Here is an 18,225-nt window from a genome sequence, read left to right on the forward strand (position 1 = left end):
GTGAAAAAGGCGCTACTCACATGGTTTATTCTCGCAGGACTGGTTCAGGTATCCAGATCTCAGGAAATCCTATTGGTGCCCGAAAACCTCAATTTCCAGTCGGAGACAGAAAAAAATTTCTGGCAATCCGGGACTACCAATCCATTGTTGCTTTTTATGGCAGTACAAGCAGACCAAAGCGTATCTAATCAAGCGTGGGTCGACTTGGTAGAAGAACTGGACAATAAAGCCTCAAAAAGTAGCCCTGACCTTAAATTTTTAAGATTGATTTTTGAAAAAACAAATCATAGGCTGTTCAAAACATATGAGCCGCATTCTACCTTCAACGACATGCTGACAGAAGGCAAATTTAACTGTGTCAGTGGATCTGCTGCGCTTGGTTTATTACTAGATCGATATGGATTCGCCTACGATATTGTGGAGACAGATTACCACGCTTTTATACTGGTAAATTTTAATGATAAAAAAATTGTTTTGGAGAGTACCCTACCAATAGGAGGCATGATCATTTACCCCACTGAGGTAAAGAAATATTTAGAATCTTACAGGGTGGGAGAATTTGCACAACTAAAATCATTAAACCAAAGTCTTGCAGGTCCTGAGATCCATTACGGTGATAATTCGATTTTCAGGAAGGTTAGCCTACATCAGTTGGCAGGACTTCAATATTACAACGACGCTATTATTCATTTTAATTCGTATGATTTTGGGCATGCAATTGATCAATTGTCCAAAGCAACTATACTTTATCCTTCAGATCGTATTCTAGGGCTTCGAGAACTTAGCATGGAGATGTCCTATAGAATTATTGCAACAAAGTAAAATGTAAAATCGGCCTCTCAGAATCCCAAGAGGCCGAATGCAATTTCAGCTTCATCACCCCAATCAAGCTAAATTGCTCCTTTCAAAAAATAATTCACTTCACCTTAGCTGGCTTTAGGGGCGTAATTCTTACTGTAAATTGACCTTGAATTTTCCGTTGGTCACGGTCATTGAAGCGGAGGTGTTGTTCACCTTTCCCACAAACTCGAAGGTTCCCTCTATTCTTTTTCCATCATCTGCGGTCACCGTAATTTTCCCTGATGTGCCCTGATAGGCTGTTGAATACTGCTGCCCCACTGCGACACCACCTATATAAGTGGCAGAATTAGCGATATTGGCAAAGCCGAGGTCATAGGTGCCGGGTCCATTATAAGTGGTAAATCTGAGCATAAAGCCCTTCCCGGAATTATCAGTCCCCTGCAGGGTCATCACCGTGGTACCTGCAGCGGTGATTTTGGTTCCCGACACGGTATCAAAGTCTTTGGACGCACTGATCGTGCCCACTCCTGCCACATCTCCGGAAAATTCCTCCTTAGCACCGGAGACGTCTTGTCCATCCTCACTCGAGCATGCCATGAAGGCGATGAAAAACAAAAGCAAGGATACTTTTCTCAAAATTTCTACTGTAATCTTCATCATGTGTTTGGTTAGGATTTTAAAAATGAACTGTTCAAAATTACCCTGCCAAACACACCTCCACCATACGACAAATGCCCTATTCAATCTGAAAAGGGCATCTGTGTAAGCGTGGATTTTTTACGTACAATCAATGGTGATGGTGCCCATCGGGCCCATGCACATGGCCGTGTTCGATCTCCACAGCTTGGGCCTCCCGGATGGAAATTATTTTTCCCTCAAAATATAAATCATAGCCTGCCAAGGGAGGGTTGAAATCCATGTGAACGCCCAGGTAATCCACTTTCATAATTTCTCCCCGCATTTGGTTGCCTTTGTCATCCTGCATCGGGATCACATTCCCAACCCTGAGCAACGCTTTGTTTTTCTTCCCTTCATCCTTAAACTGCGCTTTGGGAATGATCACTTTTTTGGAGTCATCGTAATCTCCATAGCCATTTTCGAAATCAATAGACACTGAAAAAGACTCTCCGGCTGCTTTACCTAATATTGATTCCTCAAACTTGGGCAGGACATTTTGATACCCAAACAAGAAGTAAAATGGACTCTCCGCTGTGACTGTTTCATAAATTTCCTGTCCGGTCTCTCCGTCATCAACTCGAAGGGTGTAGGCTACAGCCACTACTTTATCTTTTTCTGCTTTCATTATTTCTTCAGATCAATTATCTAAACATGTAAGTCAGGCCAATTTGCCCAACAAAGTTTTTTCGGTCAAACCCAGGCACAAAATATTGATCGGGCTGATTTTCCAAAAACCATTTATAATTCAGGGTATTCACATGCTGGAATTTCCCTGACAGCAGTAAGTCTCCAAACTTCCATTCAGGGGCCAGGGTAAAGACCAAATCCACGTACTTATTTCTGAAATCCTTTGATGCTTCATATCGGTAATAATAGAAATCATTATTATACTCAATCCGCTCAAACTGAAGTCCGATTTTTTTCAACCCTTCGACCCATGCAAAGCCAAGGAAAAGCTGATTTGCTGCAGGCCCATTACCTATTCCGAGGACTTGGCCCTGATGCGTATAGCCGTGGCGCACATGGTCATGGATATACCAAGTTCGCAACTGACGGATTTCTTCCCGTATGGTCTGACCAGAAAGTGTCATTTCGGAGCTGATTTCAAGGAATCTTCCCGGCTTTTTCAAGCCCATTAAATGCGCAAACCCAAAGGTGAAAGCTCTTCCCTGTTCGGGAGTAGTCATGAATTCCTCGAGTTTTCTGCTGTTACCCCTTGTTCCATATTCTCCGTAAAACTCAAACCGTCCGGCAGGACTCAGCCATCTGAAAAAGCCTGAGCTAAACTGTTGCCTTTTGTCACGAATTGGATCGAAAGCATTGGCAGGCCCTTTTCGCCCGTTAAAAATCGGAATAATATCATCCAAACCAGACACATCGCTGCGGTATAGATGATTTACCGAACCATAACCCAAGAAGAGTCCCGGAACCCACTTTGGCTGATAGGTCAGAATCAATCCTGACAGGAATCGATTCCCGTCCTCAGGTTTTGGAATAAGTACAGGATTTTCCTGAATGGAATAGTCTGGCCAAGGGGGAAGAAAATCCGTGGATTTCAAAAATCCGGAAACAGACTGTGCTTCGAAGGAGCCAATAGGAGTTTTGACAGGTTTGCGGGTGTTGAGGGTGAAATGAAGAAAGCCAGGGGCATTATTCCCCAAAAGGAGCGAATTCCTGCGACCTGGGCCCCACCACAGATTTTCGGTCGAAAGGCCAATAGAGTATTCCTTCAGATTAAACCTAAAGCTGGATTGTCCAAGATAAAACCGATTGAAAGCCCCTTTTCCAAACCGCTCGGGCAGGTCTATTCGATTCATGTATTCGTAATAGAACAGAATGGTCGCCTGATGCTCGATCGGGAATCCGATGTAATCTTTGTTCTGTGCCAGTAGAACTTCCGGCTGCAATTGCAGGCTGAACTTACCGTATTCCGCATAGACTCCGGGACTAAATATTTGCTGTATCCCGCGGTTGGGGATGAAGGCCCCGTCATTTACACCAAAGGCATAAGTAGAGTTGTACTGAACCTTATATGTGCCGGGTAGCGTGAGGAATTTACCTTTCCCTTTTTTCCCTATTGTCCGGTGAAAAAATGAATTATCCAGATCAACGACCGAACTGTCCAAATCAAAGCCATTGACGATCCCAAAAGCTTCAGCAGGATACAGGGGTCGAATCATCCAAGAAGAGGCAGAATCCAACGTTCCGAGCAATTGCAACCTTCTCAGATAATCATCCAATACAGGCGTGCCCACCGGAATAGTTTGGGAAAAAGCAGTCGAATTGACCGCCAAAATAAAAAGGCAAAAAACCGAAACCGCCAGACACTTTACAGCTTTTTTCATTTCTTAATTTGTCTGAATGGCTACAACTTCAATTTTGGCTATTGACCAGGACTCATCGCAAATGGGATCAGGGGAATTTCCCTGGAGCAATTCTGCCCCCATGTAAACTCTCACACTTGAATTGGAATGTGGGATGAGTCTCGAAACAGCGTAGCGGGTCGTGTAATTTGGAAATGCACCAAAGATACACAGCCCCGGTAGGTTGGTTTGGGTGGCGCCCAATTTGGGAACATTCTGACGAAAGAATTCATTGGGATAAGATTGGTAAAGGCAATAAGTAGGAGCACAGGGAGAGTTTGAAAACGTCGTCCGGAAAACTTCTGTATTGTCATAGCCCATGTACCAATAATCCGGGCCGGATAGACTGTCATTGGGATTGCCATCCCAACTGTCATGGATGAGGATATCCACTGTTACTTTAAGAAAGTTATGAGGGGGAAGATCAGATATTTTAGCAGCGACCTCCTCATTGTGGTAGTACCCTGCCACCGTATCATTCTGGAAAATAAAGAGTTTCCCATTTTCAAATCCTGCAAGGTTCAGGTCGGAGAAGTCATTGGAGTATACCACCTTCTCCATTTCCACTGTAGGTAGACAGGCGGTCGTAGAACAAATCAATCCAAAAAATATCCACGCCCTCAATTCGATCAGCCAATTAAATTTTGCCATTTATTCAGATTTACTCAAAAAACTTCTTGGCAAAGAAACAAAAAACCTACCAAAAGTTTGAAAGGAATATACTCAAAGAGGCTATGGAGCTGGAACGAATAATTAATTTTGACGAAACATTTCAATCTACCTATGTCCATTTTTACAATTGTAGCCGGAGCTAGACCCAATTTCATGAAAATCGCTCCGATCATTCACGCTTTTCAGAAAAAACAAAAAGCTGGTGTTGATGTTCACTTCCGCCTCGTACATACCGGTCAGCACTACGATAAGAAGATGTCAGGCGACTTTTTTGATCAGCTTAATATCCCCGAACCGGATGCCAACCTAGGCGGGGGCGGTGGAACGCAAGCCGAGCAGACTGCTGCCATCATGATCGCTTTTGAAAAGGAACTCATGGAAAACCGGCCAGACCTTGTTATCGTCGTAGGAGATGTGACAAGTACATTGGCTTGTTCGATTGCTGCCAAAAAACTTCAGATCGATGTCGCTCATGTAGAAGGGGGAATTCGTTCGGGAGATCTAAGCATGCCGGAGGAAATCAATCGAATGGTGACTGACAGTATCACAGATCACTTTTTCACTACTTCTGAAATCGCAAATACCAATCTCAGAAAAGCAGGTGTATCGGAAGAAAAGATCCATTTCGTGGGAAATACGATGATCGACACGCTGAAGGCCCAGATGTCTAATTTCAAAAGCCCTGAAGGGCCAGTATTTGAAAGCCTGAAGGCTGGAAATTACTTTGTCATGACCATGCACCGCCCGGCCAATGTAGACCAAGAGCATTCCCTTAAGGCAATGATTGATGCCATTTTGGAAGGTACGCAAGGTTTGCCAATCCTATTTCCCGTTCACCCACGGACGGCGAAGAACCTTCAAAACCTGGGTATCCAAGCCCCAAACCTCCACATGTGCGAACCCCTGGGCTACCTGGAGTTCAACTATTTGGTAAAAAATGCCAAAGGTGTGATCACTGACTCAGGAGGGATCACTGAAGAAACATCCGTAATGAATATTCCATGCATCACCCTTCGGGACAATACCGAGCGAGCCGAAACGATTCACTTGGGAACAAATGAACTGGTCGGAACTGATCCTAAAAAACTGAAGCCTTTCCTTGAAAAAATCATGAAGGGGGAATGGAAACAATACCAGGGAATTCCACTTTGGGATGGAAAGACTGCGGAGCGGATTGTGGACATCTTGGTCAATTCTTATTAAACAATGACGACAAACAGAATTCAGGAATTGGTTGAAAAACTTCAGATGAAATCCCATCCTGAGGGTGGATTTTATTCAGAAACTTACCGCTCGGATAGCGATCTGGAAACCCCCGCGGGCAAAAGACAACTGATCACGTCTATATTTTTCTTGCTTCGCTCTCAGGATGTCTCCCATTTTCACCGGATCAAATGCGATGAACTTTGGTTTTGGCATGAGGGTAGCCCACTTTCGGTGCATTTACTCGGAGCAAAAGGACATGAAATCCTAAAACTTGGTCCGGTGGACAATCAGCATTCGCTTCCCCAACACCTGGTCAAGGCTGAAACAATTTTTGGAAGTTCGGTAGATGAGCCAAACAGTTACAGTTTGGTGTCTTGTGTAGTGGCTCCCGGTTTTGATTTCAGGGATTTTGAATTGTTCAAGGCTGAGGATTTACTGCCAATTTTCCCTGACGCTGCGCAAATCATACGAAAACTCACTTAAGAATTACCTTCCGTATTTAAGAATTAGGGCAAGCTGTCCCGCATGGTAAGCGGTATGCGTGGAGATTCTTCCCAAAGCTTCGGATCTTGATTTACGACCAAACTCCTTAGTCTCAATGATATCATCCCAATTTTCCTGAATCAAAATCGCCTTTTCGAGCATTTCTCCGGCATAAGCGACAATTTCTCTGAGTTCATCGAGATTGGTCCATTCACCCGTGTCTTTTCCTGCAATCAGGGTTTTGGCCACGATTTTCACCTCTCCAAGGCCAAAGACATTTTTGGAAAACAATAATTCTACCTCAGCAATATGTCGGATCAGGAATCCCGCTGAGTTTGGACTAGCGCCATTTTTTTTGGGGAGATCAGATTCTTGTATTGCGTCGAGCAGTTTGGTGAATCGAGTTCTTCCTTCCTTCCAAAGATCTACAAGCGAAGCATTCTTCATCTTAATTCGAGTTTTCAGCCCATCCCCACGGAGCTTGAGGCAGTTCAATTGGCGTCGTCAGGTCAAACTTTACTGAGAAAAAAGTCTCCGATCCAGTTCTTCTCAGGTTATAAGTAAATGAAGTTTCATCCACTGTAATCCACCATACATTTCCGGCAGCGTAGGGGATGAGGTCAGTGGTCTCCTGATCAGCAGGGAATATTTGCATCGCCGAGAAACCCGTATTTGAAGCCGTTCCCCCATACTGCGTGATTTTATCTTCCGAGCCATCTTCGTGTCGGTGGTCATGCTTTAACTTGATCAGGTCACCTTCCATCGTCAAAACCCAAGTTCTGGATCTGTCATCTCCGACGAAAAAAGGGATTCTTAATCTCCCGTCTTCGCAACTTCGGACATGCATCACCAGCCTTCCGGAAAATCTCGGGTCAGACTCCGGTGAGACCAATTTCCCTTCGTAGGCTTTGCCGCAATGTGCGGAAAGTGCATCCCAAAACTGTGTAGCTGCTGATTTTTCCTGAGAAAACACTGAAAATTGAATACTGAAAAGAGCAATAATGAAAAGGTGCTTCATAGTTTTATTTTTTAACGGCCATGTGATCTATCCCATACCTGTCTGTCACAGGCAGGCTTGTTTCGGGAGAATCTTTACTGGCTATAATTGAGGACATCATCGGATCAAGATAAAGGAGTAAATCCTATTTCTCTAATTCCCTGCTATTCTTTCCTTGGGAAAATAAATAACCATTTGATCAAGCTTACTTTGAAACCTATCCAGGTGACCTGCAAAATCTCTATTCTCACTTAGAAAATGAACATGCATAAAGCTGTCATGATGAGTGTAGATGCGCTGTCCTTCTCTGGAATAGAATCCAATCAACTCTCCCGATTCTCCCTGATGTTCATAATTGGCTTGATTTCTTCCTTCCACATAGCCGGGAATGTCTGCAGATCTCGGGGTCACAATGTGCGTGGTCATTCGGTCAAACTTCCCCTCGATCCGAAAAGGCAATGGGGTCATCAGATCCACACCATTCGCCATCAAAGTTGATTCAATAAGCTTCTCCAATTCCTGAATGGACCCCACTTGGCCTTGAATGGGGATTTTTTCCCATTCCTCCACATTTGCGTACACCAAAAAAGGGGCCTCGACCTGCCATTCGGATTGGATACTTCCTTTTCCTTCGGGAGTCACAATACCGGTATAAGGAATGCCATCCACAGCGGTGATTTCACCTTGCATTTTACCCAAAGGGCCCAAGGCAATCAAGCCTTTGTACTTTCGAAGTGAATCCAGCGAAATGGTCGGAGCAAATCCGCTTTTTCCCATCTCACTCATCGCCCCGACATGCCTCACCTGTGCATTTAACGTGGAAAATGAAATAAACAAACCAAATAAGAGTGCTGATTTTTTCATGTGTTTCTATTTTGTTTTTTTAAGGCCATCCCGATCTTTAATCGGGAGAATCTCGCATTACGAATAATCACTTCTCCGTGTGACACAAATAGGGGCATGCCTGTCTGCCTCAGGCAGGCCTGCTTGTGGCAGACAAGCTCGATTTCATAAGATAAAATTGAAAATGAATCCTGAGATAATAATAAAAAGTGTCACCACCCCGAAGTAAATACTTATTAAACGGGTAGACATGACCTTTTTGAGCAATGTTCCCTCAGGAATCGAAAGCCCAATCGTCGCCATCATAAAAGCGATCGAAGTCCCGATCGGAACACCCTTGGCTACTAATACCTGAATGACCGGAATGATCCCCGCCGCATTGGAATAAAGGGGGACAGCCAAGATAACCGCGAATGGAACCGTCCACCACTGACCGGAACCCAAATATTGGGCAAAGAAGTTCTCCGGAACATATCCATGCATTGCAGCACCGATCCCGATACCTATGATGACGTAGATGACAATGCTTTTGACAATCCCCCAAGCCTCATGTAACACCGCCTTCAATCGCTCCTTGAAAGGAACCTGCTCGGCTCGATACGCTTCACTTGCCTCTGTTTTGGCTTTAATCAGATTCTGAACCCAATCGGAAAGGTATTTTTCGAGTCCCATCCTGCCCAGGACCATTCCACCAATGGTTCCAAGCAAAATACCGGTGACTGCATAAATCACGGTAAACTTGATCCCAAACAAGCCTATGAACATAGCAAGTGCTATTTCATTGACTAGGGGTGAAGTAATCAGGAATGAAAAAGTGACTCCCAGAGGAATCCCACCTTGTACAAATCCAATGAATAAGGGAACAGAAGAGCAGGAACAAAAGGGCGTAATCGCTCCAAAAAATGAAGCAAGGAGATTTTCGAGTCCGTACAATTTTTTTCGCTGAAGGAAGTCACGCAACCGCTCAACAGGGAAATAGGCGTTGACCAATCCCATCAGCGTAGTGATGAGCATCAAGAGGATCAGAATCTTGATCGTGTCGTAGAAGAAAAAGTTTACAGCTATCCCTAGCTTTGAACTTTCCTCCAATCCAAAAACACCGTAAACCAGCCAGTCGGCGAGGTTTTGTAACCAATCGAACATAGCAACAGCTTAAGCGAGAAGCGCCAAAACCTCAGAAACCGTTGGCACCTTACCTTTCATTTTCAGTACCTCATCCACCACGATTGCCGGAGTACTCATGACATTGTATTCCATGATTTTTTGGATGTCTTCCACCTTGATGACTTCTGCTTGCTGACCTGATAGGGCAAGTGCTTCGTTGATCACAGACTCTGTCTGTTTGCATTTGGGACAGCCTGTTCCGAGGATTTTGATCGTTTTCATTAATGTCAGATTTTGGAAAAATTGATTCATCGTAAAATAACGATAAATAAACTATCTAACAGGTGACTTTAATCACCCCGAAAAATGAAAAAAGCCACCTGACTGACTCTGGTGACTCTAAGAATTTAAATGGGAGGTAAATAAGTTTATTCCAATGAAACAGGCTCCTTATAGGTCCATTCTTTTTCTTCAAAATCGTAAACTGACATGAGGCTGGGAAATTCTATAAAATCCTCTCGCAGAGGATTCATCTCTATTTTACCTTTCCCACTGACAAAATCATCGAAAATGACATTCCCAAAATTTTTAACATCAACCTCAGGTATCATTTTAGTTACGAAAACCTCTTCGAAATAATCTATCTCGCCTTTATCATCCAAAGTAAATACACCTGCTACTCCTCGCTTATGATTGTTGACATTTCTTGCCGGACGCACTAAGTAGAATAAATACCGTCCTTCTGCATCTTTGAAAAATCTAACCATTTCAAAATTGGGAACCTCTTTCATATAAAAAGGTCTGTTCTCCGGAAGCATCCGTTGAGATTTGATCACGCCTTTTGGTGTGATATAGATGTAGGAAATAATTTTAGCCATTATTTCTTCCTGCTCTTTTTCTTTGAAATAGTAGCCAAAGTCCTTTGGGGTCAATTTAGGTCCACAACCTGTAAGTAAAATCACAATCAAAACTAGACTAAGAAAACTGAATCGCATGTTTAATTTATTTTGGAACGAAGTAAAAAAGATAAAGGGACGATCACTCATCCCTTTATCAAAAAAGATTAAATGTTTACTCTTAAAGACCTTTTGAATAGTCTTTCAATTCAGGAACCCACTCAACCCAACCTGCAGTCCAATCAGTAGTACCAAAAGCACCACGGAAGGTAACAGGGGTAAAGAAGGAAGGTAAACCTGTAAAGCTAGCTCCAGTCAACAAGACAGAACCTGCATTAGGCGTAACCTTAGGAGAATTTGTGGCAAATAGTGTTGGATCGATACCAGCATCTTGCCACTTGTTTAGAATCTGATTGTTTTCCAAGAACCATGCCTCTGCTGTCTTATCTGCAATAGGAAGTTGGGTCAAGGTAAATACACCATTCGAGAATGAAGCTGTACCCGCACCTACTCTAAAGCCTCTTGGTGCATTTGGATGGTTGGCACCATTTGCTGGTGCAGTTGTGAAAATCGTCCCAGCTGATCCAAATCCATTACCTCCCCAGTTATCTACACCGGCAAGAACGTTATTCTTAAGAACCAATTCACCGGAAGCGGCATGATTCACAGTATTTGTTCCATCAATGAAGATTCCGTTTGGATAGCCCGTAAAGAATGAATTGTGAATCTTCAATCTGTTAGATCTTCTCAAGTGAGCAGCAGATTGGAACTGAAGTGATACCGGAGTTTCTCTAGTCGCTTTTGGACCAATGATAGTGATGTTAGAAAAAGTTCCAGAAGTAAATGGAGCAGTCAAAGAACCTTGACCATCGTTATCAACTTCAAAACCATTGGAACCTGATTGATCGGCAAGAGTTGCACCTCTTACGCCAAGACCATACTGAACAAAACCAGAGAATCCAAAATCAACATCGAAATCATCATCTAAACCTTTGAATGCGACTAGGTATTTAGCATTTACTGTTCCTCCAAACCATTCGAATGCATCATCCAAACCATAAGTGGCCTGTACATATTCAATAGTAGTTCCTCTACCCACAGCACCCATTGTCAAAGAATTAACTTCTTGATTTGGGTTAATTGGAACTCCAGCATACTCAAGTCTAACATATTTTAATGAACCTGAATTATCATCATCATCAGGTGCCGAACCACCACCTGACCATGCTGCATAGCCACCTTCTAACTCGAAGTAACCATTAGCTTGATTATTAGAAGCTCTACCGCAGATTACCAATCCTCCCCAGTCACCAGGCTCTTTTGAACCAACCGGAGCTTCAGAAGTAAATACAATTGGTAAGGCTGCAGTGCCATTTGCGATAATCTTCGCTCCTCTTTGGACAATTAAAGTGCCTTTTGTTTCTCTGTCTCCATAAATTACAGTACCTGGTTCAATGGTCAAGGTTGGACCTGAGTCCTTCGCAGGTATTGTACCAATAGCTGGGTCATTTCCAACTCTCACAAATCCATTGAGGCGGTAAATATTCCCTCTAGTCCAAGTGGTATTAGCGGTAATTGTACCTGTTACTTCTACAATTGGCTTATTAGGGATAGCATTAGCTGTTACAGTGATAACTGCATCAGTTGAAGTCAAACCCGCTTTATCCACGGAATTGAACAAGAAAACCACCTGATCACCTTCATTAAAGGTTGTGGGAATTCTAAATTTGAACTCATAGCTTCCAGTGGTAACAATTCCGTTGAATGTAGCATCAGGAAAGGCCGCATCAGGAATACCGTTTCTTCTGATTTTGATAGCTGATAATCCTCCTTTGGCTTCAGCATTGATGGTTGCCGTAACTTCAGAACCAGGGATACCGGACAGTGCATTGGTAGAAGCAGAAACTACAGGGGGAACTGCTGGTTCCGGATCGTCTTCACAAGAGAAGATGGCAGTAGTAAGCAGCAAAGCTGCTACTAAATTTATCCATCTGGATTTGGAGAAAAACTGAATTGGTCTTTTCATGATTAATTAATTAACTGGTTTTATTTTCTATATAAATCGTATGAGAAACCTAGACTGAAAACTGATCCCGGGGTAAAACCCTGCATGATGTTATCGGATTTCGGATCAAAAACTCCGTCCTCATTTGCATCCTGGAGTAAAAGATTTTTCTCATTGAGGATATCTGATACGCCTACTTTAATTTTAAATCTGTCGGAGACTCGCTTCACGATAGTGACATCAAGTACATTTCTTGGCATAAGGTAGATGTCAGGATAAGCGTCGAAACCCACGAAAATGATATTCCGACCTACCACATTGTAAAGGGTGTTGATTTGCCAACCCTTCAGTTCATCTGTGTAAGAAAGTGTGGCATTGACGATATATGGAGCTTGACCTTGAAGGGGACGATTGGAAGATTGACCGACTGCTAAGGCACCCAAATCGACTTCTGACTTGATCAAAGCCGCGTTAAAAACCAGATTAAGCCTGTCCACAAAACTTGACTGGGTCATTCCAGAGAAGGACTTTTTCATCTCCAATTCGACTCCGTAGCTTACTGCTGATTCCGCATTTCCAAATGTGAAGGCTTTTGCACCTTGTGAACCTGCGCCTGGAATAAATACTGTTTCTATAGGCCGATCAAAATATTTGTAGAATAGCGCGACACTGATAGTTTCAAAAGCACTTGGGTAGGCTTCAAATCTAAAATCCATATTGTGGATTCTCGGTGTCTGCAAATCAGGATTTCCTCTATTGGTAAAGTTGGTATTGAAATCATAGAACCCGAATGGCGCTAATTCTCTAAACTCAGGTCTGTTCAATGTCTCTCCGTAGGCAAGTCTAAACAAAGACTTGCTGGTAATATTGTAACTAAGATTCGCTGAAGGAAGAAGTCTATTGATCGGATAATTGACATTTACGGGCTGATTGGTAAATGTTGCCGAATTCAAGATTTGGGTGTTTCCCTCATATCTAGCACCAACCAATGCATTGAGTTTAGAAGTAATTGGCAGGTTGACCATTCCATAAAATGCGATCAACTCGTTACTGGCTGTATAGCTGTCTGATGGGTTAGATTGTTCATCTATTCTTACTCCGCCTTGGTAGTTTATATTTTGAGGCGCGAGTAGTTGCCAAACTTCCAGGGAAGCCAAATCTTGATTAAAACCTGCCACTGGTCTTACATAACCGATGTTTCTTGCATTAAAGGTTCGCTCCTTTTTTTCGTAGAAAACACCACCTTTAATCTCAGGCGCAAAGTCTATTAAACCTTTAAACTTCAAAATCTTTGACAATCCAAAAGAACCAGTAATTGCATTTTCATTCATTTCCGAATAAAAACGTCCCAAAAAGTCAGATACGGCTTGTCCTGGCGGAATGTATAACTGACCCAAACCAGTGTCAATGTCAATATCCTTTCTGTATCGCTTGTAGTCAGGCTGATCTCTGTTAGATGAACTGTAGCCTGCCATCCAATCCAATTTCAGGGTTTCATTCATGAAACTGTGATTCCCTAACAATTGACCGGAATAAATTCCTCTATAAACTTGGTCATAGGAACCAAAGGCTAAATCCGCGAATTGCTGAGCCTCCAGGTTATTTCCATATCTGTCAACATATTGGGAAATGGAATTTTGATTGTAGAGATTTTTGAACTCAATCAAGCTTTTTTGACCAATTCTAAAAGCCCAATTGTGAATCAAACCTGTTCTGATGGATTGGGTATACTGTTGATCTAGGTATGAAAAAATGATGGAACGATTTCCGCTTTCTTGATCAAATTGGTTGTAATCACCTCTCTCGATTCCAAAATTGGAATACGAATTACTGTAATTTAATGAAGTGATATTTCCTACCTTGATTTTGTTACCAAGATTAAATTTGAAAGCTCCTGTAAGACTTACCCGCTGATCCAATCCTGCAGTTCTTGTTTCAGGTTCCCAAACATTGGCAAGTGAACGACCTGCAGCAACCAATTCATCTCTTGTCAGTCTACTGTCTCTCAGACTTGCAGGAAAATTATCCGGAAGGTCTATGTATCCATTATTGAATCCTGTCCAATGAATATCAGACCGTTGTTGGTTTCTAAATGTATCAAAAGTAGTTCCTGACCTAAATTGCGTGGAATAATCCAGCGTAACAAGATTCTCCTCGGGAATACTTTTCGTGTAAATCTTTACCAAACCACCTGAGAAATCACCCGATATATCTGGTGATGGAGATTTGTAAACCAACATTCTATCCAATTGGGAACTTGGCAGAATATTGAAATTGAAAGATTTAATATCCGCCTCCACTGAGGGTGCAAAGGCATTGTGGAGTTGAACAGGATTGTACCTTGCTCCTAAACCCCGAATCTGCACAAAATTATTCTCCGTGATAGTAATACCCGGTACTCTTCTGATTACTTGAGCGGCATCTCTGTCCAATGAAAGTGAAATCTGCTCTGCAGACATTCCACTGACCACTTGAAAAGATTTTCTAATTTCTGAGATAATTGCAATGTCCGTATTGGTTTCTCTGGCAGCCATCACTACCACTTCTCCCAATTCACCGAGATCCTCTTCCAGATCCAGGTTAAGCATCGTGATCTTATCAGCAAAAACTTCAACCCCGTTGATTTGAAGGGTTTTGTAAGACACATAGCTGATTGTTAGATCAAAAATCCCCGGCGTAATTCCTGTGATTTCATACTGCCCGTTGATGTCGGTAATGGCACCAAGGGTAGTCCCTTCTATTCTTAAATTAGCACCGATAATGGTCTCCTTTGAACCTTTATCGATAATAGTCCCTCTAATTGACCCTGTTTGTGCATTTACCCCGACCACAATCAGGCATAAGTAAATGACAACTGTAAAGATTTTTTTCATAAAACGATTAAACATGTGTACAAGCACCGCAAAGGTGGGTTACCAATGTTAATTGAGTGGGTACGAAAGATTATCTTTGTTTTAAGTGGAGGAGTCTTAAAAAAGTGAAAGCCATCACAATTTTTTCATATTGTGATGGCTTCGGATTTTAAAGGGCCTTGTACGCTTTGAAAGCGAGGCTTTTGAATATTATTTCAATGTTACCGTTTTATTAATCGGTACTTTTTCAAGGAGTGTTTTTATTAAAGTTCTGGTATTGACGTTATCTGCTTCCGCTTCATAATTGAGCAAAATCCGGTGGTTCAACACATCTTCAGCGATTTCCTTGATGTCCTCAGGCAATACATAATCCCTGCCGTCCATGAATGCAACGGCCTTTGCGGCGAGATTCAAATTGATGCTGGCACGTGGCGAAACACCAAACATGATGTACTTTGCCTCATCCTTTAACCCATACTGGGCGGGAAATCTAGTTGCAAACACCAACTCGATGATGTAGTGTTCCAATGGCTCGGCAATGTTGACCGCATTGATTTCATTGCGAATATCAAAAATGTCCTGTTTGGACAAGATCGGTCTGACTTCAGTGGTGTACTGCATGTTGGACATACGGCGCATGACTTCCATCTCATCAGACTTACTAGGATAGTCGATGTGAACTTTCATCATGAATCGGTCCACCTGCGCTTCCGGCAGAGGATAGGTCCCTTCCTGATCTACGGGGTTTTGGGTAGCCAAAACCAAAAAAGGTTTATCCAATGCGTAGGTTGTCTCTCCAATCGTCACCTGCTTCTCCTGCATGGCCTCCAAGAGAGCGGACTGTACCTTTGCCGGTGAACGGTTGATCTCATCTGCCAAAATCACATTGGCGAAGATTGGCCCTTTTTTAACCTCAAAGCTTGCATTCTGCTGATTATAAATCATCGTTCCGATCAAATCTGAGGGAAGCAAATCCGGCGTAAACTGAATCCGGTTGAAATCCAGGTGGAGAACTTTGGCAAGCGTGTTTACTGTCAGCGTCTTTGCCAATCCCGGTACACCTTCCAATAAAATATGTCCATTGGTAAACAGCCCAATCATCAGTCGATTGACCATTTTGTCCTGACCGACAACCACTTTTTTTACTTCCTGAATAACCTCAGCGATTTTTTCCTGATGCATGAAATACAAATTTTTTTATGCCTAAATGGCGAGCCTAAAATAGGGGATTTTGAACCAACCAACAATCTTAATTCTTAGCAGCGGTAATGCCCAAAACCTGATCGGTTTTTAGGATTTTTTAAGATCGCTTAAAATTTTTGCCTTTATTCTGTGCTGTTCCCGTTTTGGCAAAGCCCGTAAGCCCCAACTGGTGATATACTGTCTTTTCATCCAGTTCGAGTATATCTCCGGCCTGCATGCCTTTGATGTTGATTTTTTCCATGGAGTAGCGGACCAGACGAAGGGTAGGAAACCCTACCGCTGCGGTCATTTTTCTCACTTGCCTGTTTTTTCCTTCGATCAAAGTCAATTCGATCCAGGTATCAGGAATGGCCGCCCGGTAGCGGATGGGAGGATTCCGATCTGGCAAGACAGGAGCCGGATCCAACAGTTTGGCCAAAGCTGGCTTGGTCTGATAGTCCCGTCCATCGACGTTGATGGTGACTCCGTTTCGAAGTTGTGCCATGGCCTCCGGGGTAGGAATCCCCTCGACTTGGGCGTAATAGGTGCGTTGATGTCCGAAACGGGGATTGAGTAAATGATGGTTGAGCACCTTATCGTCGGTGATCAGGAGTAGTCCCTCACTGTCTTTATCCAGCCGACCCACCGGGTAGACATCTTTTGGAAAAGCACCGAGAGAAGCCAGGGTGGGCTCCTCTCCGGTGAATTGTGTCAAAACCCCAAAGGGTTTGTAAATAATAAAGTATCTGGCCAAGTCAGTAGTGATTAGCTTCCGCAGCCTATACAATCAAAATGAGAGTCCATCGGTTTTACTCCTTTGAGTTGCATCTCCAGGTTGTGGATTTCATCCCGGGTTTCCATATCGGCAAACATGTCACCGGTCAGTTTCCCTTTCAAAGCTGCAATTGCATCTTCGAGTGCGCGTTTTTGTTGTTCGGTCATAAAAGTGGTTAGGTTTAAGTGGTGAATGAGTAGTTAAAATAGCCAATTCTCATAAGAAAAGGTTCATTCATTTTAGGAAAACAACGTTCAAAAATGCAGCCAATTGGAATTGTGCCTGCATGCCTCAGGCAGGTATACTTGATGCAGGTGGGTAGGGCTGTAGATATTCAATTTTTAATCATTTGAAGAGGAGGGCGTTGCCAGTTTTTTTTATACGCACACAGAAACCAATGCACCCAAATGCCCGGTTTCAAATTAATTTTTCTGCTGCCTTCTTAAATATGGAATGAAAGAACAGGGAGATCATACAGTCTTACCAGGTTTTCGGTAAAACTTGGATCAATTATACGAGTTACTCCAAACTTTTCTGTTTTGGCCGTAACGATCACATCCGGTCTGTTTTTCTTTTCCAGAAATATTATCCCAAGTTCCAAATCCAAGGCATTGATGAGCGTGACATCTTCAGGATTGCCAAATTTCTCCAGCCGTTTTTCAAATTCCTCAGTTTCTACAAAATTGTAAGGCGTGTTAATGAAGACCAATTTTATTTTAGCTCCCAGTAATGCGGCAAATTCTTTTAAAATCAAAAATGACTTCTTTTGATTTTCCAGAAGTGTAGTCGCAAAAGCAATTGTTTTAATCTCGGGTTTTCCGTTCCCTTTTTTGACTACCAATACCGGAACTTTCACATTCCGCAAAACCCGCTGTGCATTTGAACCAATAACACGGAAACTTTTGGATCCTTGAAGACCGGATGAGCCCATGATCACCAGGTCTGAACCAGCTTTTTGCACATGGTCGTGGACATTTTCAGGCCCAAAGTTAAAAACCAATGAGGACATAGTACTTACGCCAGCCCTCTGGAATTCTTCCACTACACTATTCAACTTTGATTTGGCTGAAGCGATTGCCCGTAGCGTTTCCGGGTAGTATTGCTCTTTTTCTTTAGCCAATTTCACCCAATCCACGGGCGTATTCAAAATATGCAAAATCTCCACCTTCGCCTTGAGCTTGGAAGCAATCTCCAAGGCGTAGTCCGTGGCGTACCCTGAAATTTGGGAAAAATCGGTCAGCAGTAATACCTTCGCGCCTATCTTCATGTCGTAAGAGTTTTGGTTGATTATGCTAATTTATCCTTTTAAGTCGGGGAATTTATTGGAAGAAAAGCAGGATCTAAACTGATTGATATCAGGTTTTTAGA

At 42.8% G+C, this 18,225-nt stretch carries 19 protein-coding genes; 3 read left to right on the top strand and 16 right to left on the bottom strand.

Going from position 1 to position 18,225, the window contains the following annotated elements:
• Complete coding sequence (locus Q8M62_RS04600; protein ID WP_304901731.1) at positions 1 to 822, top strand: hypothetical protein; 822 nt, start codon at positions 1 to 3, stop codon at positions 820 to 822.
• A 129-nt stretch (positions 823 to 951) separates the two neighbouring features.
• Here the strand turns inward: Q8M62_RS04600 and Q8M62_RS04605 are convergent, their stop codons facing one another.
• The 4 genes from Q8M62_RS04605 to Q8M62_RS04620 form a co-directional block, all read right to left on the bottom strand.
• Complete coding sequence (locus tag Q8M62_RS04605) at positions 952 to 1,461, bottom strand: DUF6252 family protein (RefSeq protein WP_305352577.1); 510 nt, start codon at positions 1,459 to 1,461, stop codon at positions 952 to 954.
• 127 nt (positions 1,462 to 1,588) lie between these two features.
• Positions 1,589 to 2,104, bottom strand: a complete 516-nt coding sequence (locus Q8M62_RS04610) for a peptidylprolyl isomerase (RefSeq protein ID WP_304901733.1) — start codon at positions 2,102 to 2,104, stop codon at positions 1,589 to 1,591.
• A 16-nt stretch (positions 2,105 to 2,120) separates the two neighbouring features.
• Positions 2,121 to 3,824, bottom strand: coding sequence for a capsule assembly Wzi family protein (locus Q8M62_RS04615; protein WP_304901734.1), 1,704 nt, complete (start codon positions 3,822 to 3,824; stop codon positions 2,121 to 2,123).
• A gap of 3 nt (positions 3,825 to 3,827) precedes the next feature.
• Positions 3,828 to 4,493 carry a hypothetical protein gene (locus Q8M62_RS04620; RefSeq protein ID WP_304901735.1) on the bottom strand — a complete coding sequence of 222 codons (666 nt, stop codon included), beginning with the start codon at positions 4,491 to 4,493 and terminating at the stop codon, positions 3,828 to 3,830.
• A 132-nt stretch (positions 4,494 to 4,625) separates the two neighbouring features.
• On the opposite strand from Q8M62_RS04620, the gene wecB reads away from it, so the two are divergent.
• Entirely contained in the window at positions 4,626 to 5,717 is a 1,092-nt protein-coding gene (gene wecB, locus Q8M62_RS04625; protein WP_304901736.1) for a non-hydrolyzing UDP-N-acetylglucosamine 2-epimerase, read from the top strand.
• Positions 5,718 to 5,720: 3 nt separating this feature from the next.
• Positions 5,721 to 6,203 (top strand): cupin domain-containing protein, encoded by a 483-nt coding sequence (locus Q8M62_RS04630; RefSeq protein WP_304901737.1) that lies wholly within the window; start codon positions 5,721 to 5,723, stop codon positions 6,201 to 6,203.
• Positions 6,204 to 6,206: 3 nt separating this feature from the next.
• Here the strand turns inward: Q8M62_RS04630 and Q8M62_RS04635 are convergent, their stop codons facing one another.
• The 12 genes from Q8M62_RS04635 to Q8M62_RS04690 form a co-directional block, all read right to left on the bottom strand.
• The gene (locus Q8M62_RS04635; protein ID WP_304901738.1) at positions 6,207 to 6,650 is read right to left on the bottom strand and encodes a DinB family protein; all 444 of its coding nucleotides are present in this window, start codon (positions 6,648 to 6,650) and stop codon (positions 6,207 to 6,209) included.
• Position 6,651: 1 nt separating this feature from the next.
• Positions 6,652 to 7,221 (bottom strand): hypothetical protein, encoded by a 570-nt coding sequence (locus Q8M62_RS04640; protein ID WP_304901739.1) that lies wholly within the window; start codon positions 7,219 to 7,221, stop codon positions 6,652 to 6,654.
• A gap of 132 nt (positions 7,222 to 7,353) precedes the next feature.
• The gene (locus Q8M62_RS04645; protein ID WP_304901740.1) at positions 7,354 to 8,064 is read right to left on the bottom strand and encodes an acetolactate decarboxylase; all 711 of its coding nucleotides are present in this window, start codon (positions 8,062 to 8,064) and stop codon (positions 7,354 to 7,356) included.
• A 144-nt stretch (positions 8,065 to 8,208) separates the two neighbouring features.
• Positions 8,209 to 9,186, bottom strand: coding sequence for a permease (locus Q8M62_RS04650; protein WP_304901741.1), 978 nt, complete (start codon positions 9,184 to 9,186; stop codon positions 8,209 to 8,211).
• Between the two features lie 9 nt (positions 9,187 to 9,195).
• Entirely contained in the window at positions 9,196 to 9,429 is a 234-nt protein-coding gene (locus Q8M62_RS04655; RefSeq protein WP_304901742.1) for a thioredoxin family protein, read from the bottom strand.
• A gap of 146 nt (positions 9,430 to 9,575) precedes the next feature.
• Positions 9,576 to 10,142 (bottom strand): hypothetical protein, encoded by a 567-nt coding sequence (locus tag Q8M62_RS04660; protein WP_304901743.1) that lies wholly within the window; start codon positions 10,140 to 10,142, stop codon positions 9,576 to 9,578.
• A gap of 82 nt (positions 10,143 to 10,224) precedes the next feature.
• The gene (locus Q8M62_RS04665; RefSeq protein ID WP_304901744.1) at positions 10,225 to 12,069 is read right to left on the bottom strand and encodes an Ig-like domain repeat protein; all 1,845 of its coding nucleotides are present in this window, start codon (positions 12,067 to 12,069) and stop codon (positions 10,225 to 10,227) included.
• A gap of 20 nt (positions 12,070 to 12,089) precedes the next feature.
• Positions 12,090 to 14,921, bottom strand: a complete 2,832-nt coding sequence (locus tag Q8M62_RS04670; RefSeq protein WP_304901745.1) for a TonB-dependent receptor — start codon at positions 14,919 to 14,921, stop codon at positions 12,090 to 12,092.
• A gap of 189 nt (positions 14,922 to 15,110) precedes the next feature.
• A complete protein-coding gene (locus Q8M62_RS04675; RefSeq protein ID WP_304901746.1) occupies positions 15,111 to 16,082 on the bottom strand; it encodes a MoxR family ATPase in 972 nt (323 codons plus the stop codon).
• Positions 16,083 to 16,200: 118 nt separating this feature from the next.
• Entirely contained in the window at positions 16,201 to 16,836 is a 636-nt protein-coding gene (locus Q8M62_RS04680) for a pseudouridine synthase (RefSeq protein WP_304901747.1), read from the bottom strand.
• A gap of 11 nt (positions 16,837 to 16,847) precedes the next feature.
• Positions 16,848 to 17,024, bottom strand: a complete 177-nt coding sequence (locus Q8M62_RS04685; protein ID WP_304901748.1) for a hypothetical protein — start codon at positions 17,022 to 17,024, stop codon at positions 16,848 to 16,850.
• A gap of 275 nt (positions 17,025 to 17,299) precedes the next feature.
• Positions 17,300 to 18,124 (bottom strand): universal stress protein, encoded by an 825-nt coding sequence (locus Q8M62_RS04690; RefSeq protein WP_304901749.1) that lies wholly within the window; start codon positions 18,122 to 18,124, stop codon positions 17,300 to 17,302.
• Positions 18,125 to 18,225: the final 101 nt, after the last annotated feature.

This window comes from Algoriphagus sp. (genome assembly GCF_030694375.1).
GTDB lineage: Bacteria > Bacteroidota > Bacteroidia > Cytophagales > Cyclobacteriaceae > Algoriphagus.

What these genes read in the sequence shown, in the direction of transcription:
- Q8M62_RS04675 (WP_304901746.1), bottom strand. Translation starts at nt 16,082, where the DNA reads ATGCATCAGGAAAAAATCGCTGAGGTTATTCAGGAAGTAAAAAAAGTG.
- Q8M62_RS04670 (WP_304901745.1), bottom strand. Translation starts at nt 14,921, where the DNA reads ATGAAAAAAATCTTTACAGTTGTCATTTACTTATGCCTGATTGTGGTC.
- Q8M62_RS04605 (WP_305352577.1), bottom strand. Translation starts at nt 1,461, where the DNA reads ATGATGAAGATTACAGTAGAAATTTTGAGAAAAGTATCCTTGCTTTTG.
- wecB (WP_304901736.1), top strand. Translation starts at nt 4,626, where the DNA reads ATGTCCATTTTTACAATTGTAGCCGGAGCTAGACCCAATTTCATGAAA.
- Q8M62_RS04645 (WP_304901740.1), bottom strand. Translation starts at nt 8,064, where the DNA reads ATGAAAAAATCAGCACTCTTATTTGGTTTGTTTATTTCATTTTCCACG.
- Q8M62_RS04635 (WP_304901738.1), bottom strand. Translation starts at nt 6,650, where the DNA reads ATGAAGAATGCTTCGCTTGTAGATCTTTGGAAGGAAGGAAGAACTCGA.
- Q8M62_RS04660 (WP_304901743.1), bottom strand. Translation starts at nt 10,142, where the DNA reads ATGCGATTCAGTTTTCTTAGTCTAGTTTTGATTGTGATTTTACTTACA.
- Q8M62_RS04655 (WP_304901742.1), bottom strand. Translation starts at nt 9,429, where the DNA reads ATGAAAACGATCAAAATCCTCGGAACAGGCTGTCCCAAATGCAAACAG.
- Q8M62_RS04615 (WP_304901734.1), bottom strand. Translation starts at nt 3,824, where the DNA reads ATGAAAAAAGCTGTAAAGTGTCTGGCGGTTTCGGTTTTTTGCCTTTTT.
- Q8M62_RS04630 (WP_304901737.1), top strand. Translation starts at nt 5,721, where the DNA reads ATGACGACAAACAGAATTCAGGAATTGGTTGAAAAACTTCAGATGAAA.
- Q8M62_RS04690 (WP_304901749.1), bottom strand. Translation starts at nt 18,124, where the DNA reads ATGAAGATAGGCGCGAAGGTATTACTGCTGACCGATTTTTCCCAAATT.
- Q8M62_RS04650 (WP_304901741.1), bottom strand. Translation starts at nt 9,186, where the DNA reads ATGTTCGATTGGTTACAAAACCTCGCCGACTGGCTGGTTTACGGTGTT.
- Q8M62_RS04640 (WP_304901739.1), bottom strand. Translation starts at nt 7,221, where the DNA reads ATGAAGCACCTTTTCATTATTGCTCTTTTCAGTATTCAATTTTCAGTG.
- Q8M62_RS04610 (WP_304901733.1), bottom strand. Translation starts at nt 2,104, where the DNA reads ATGAAAGCAGAAAAAGATAAAGTAGTGGCTGTAGCCTACACCCTTCGA.
- Q8M62_RS04685 (WP_304901748.1), bottom strand. Translation starts at nt 17,024, where the DNA reads ATGACCGAACAACAAAAACGCGCACTCGAAGATGCAATTGCAGCTTTG.
- Q8M62_RS04665 (WP_304901744.1), bottom strand. Translation starts at nt 12,069, where the DNA reads ATGAAAAGACCAATTCAGTTTTTCTCCAAATCCAGATGGATAAATTTA.
- Q8M62_RS04620 (WP_304901735.1), bottom strand. Translation starts at nt 4,493, where the DNA reads ATGGCAAAATTTAATTGGCTGATCGAATTGAGGGCGTGGATATTTTTT.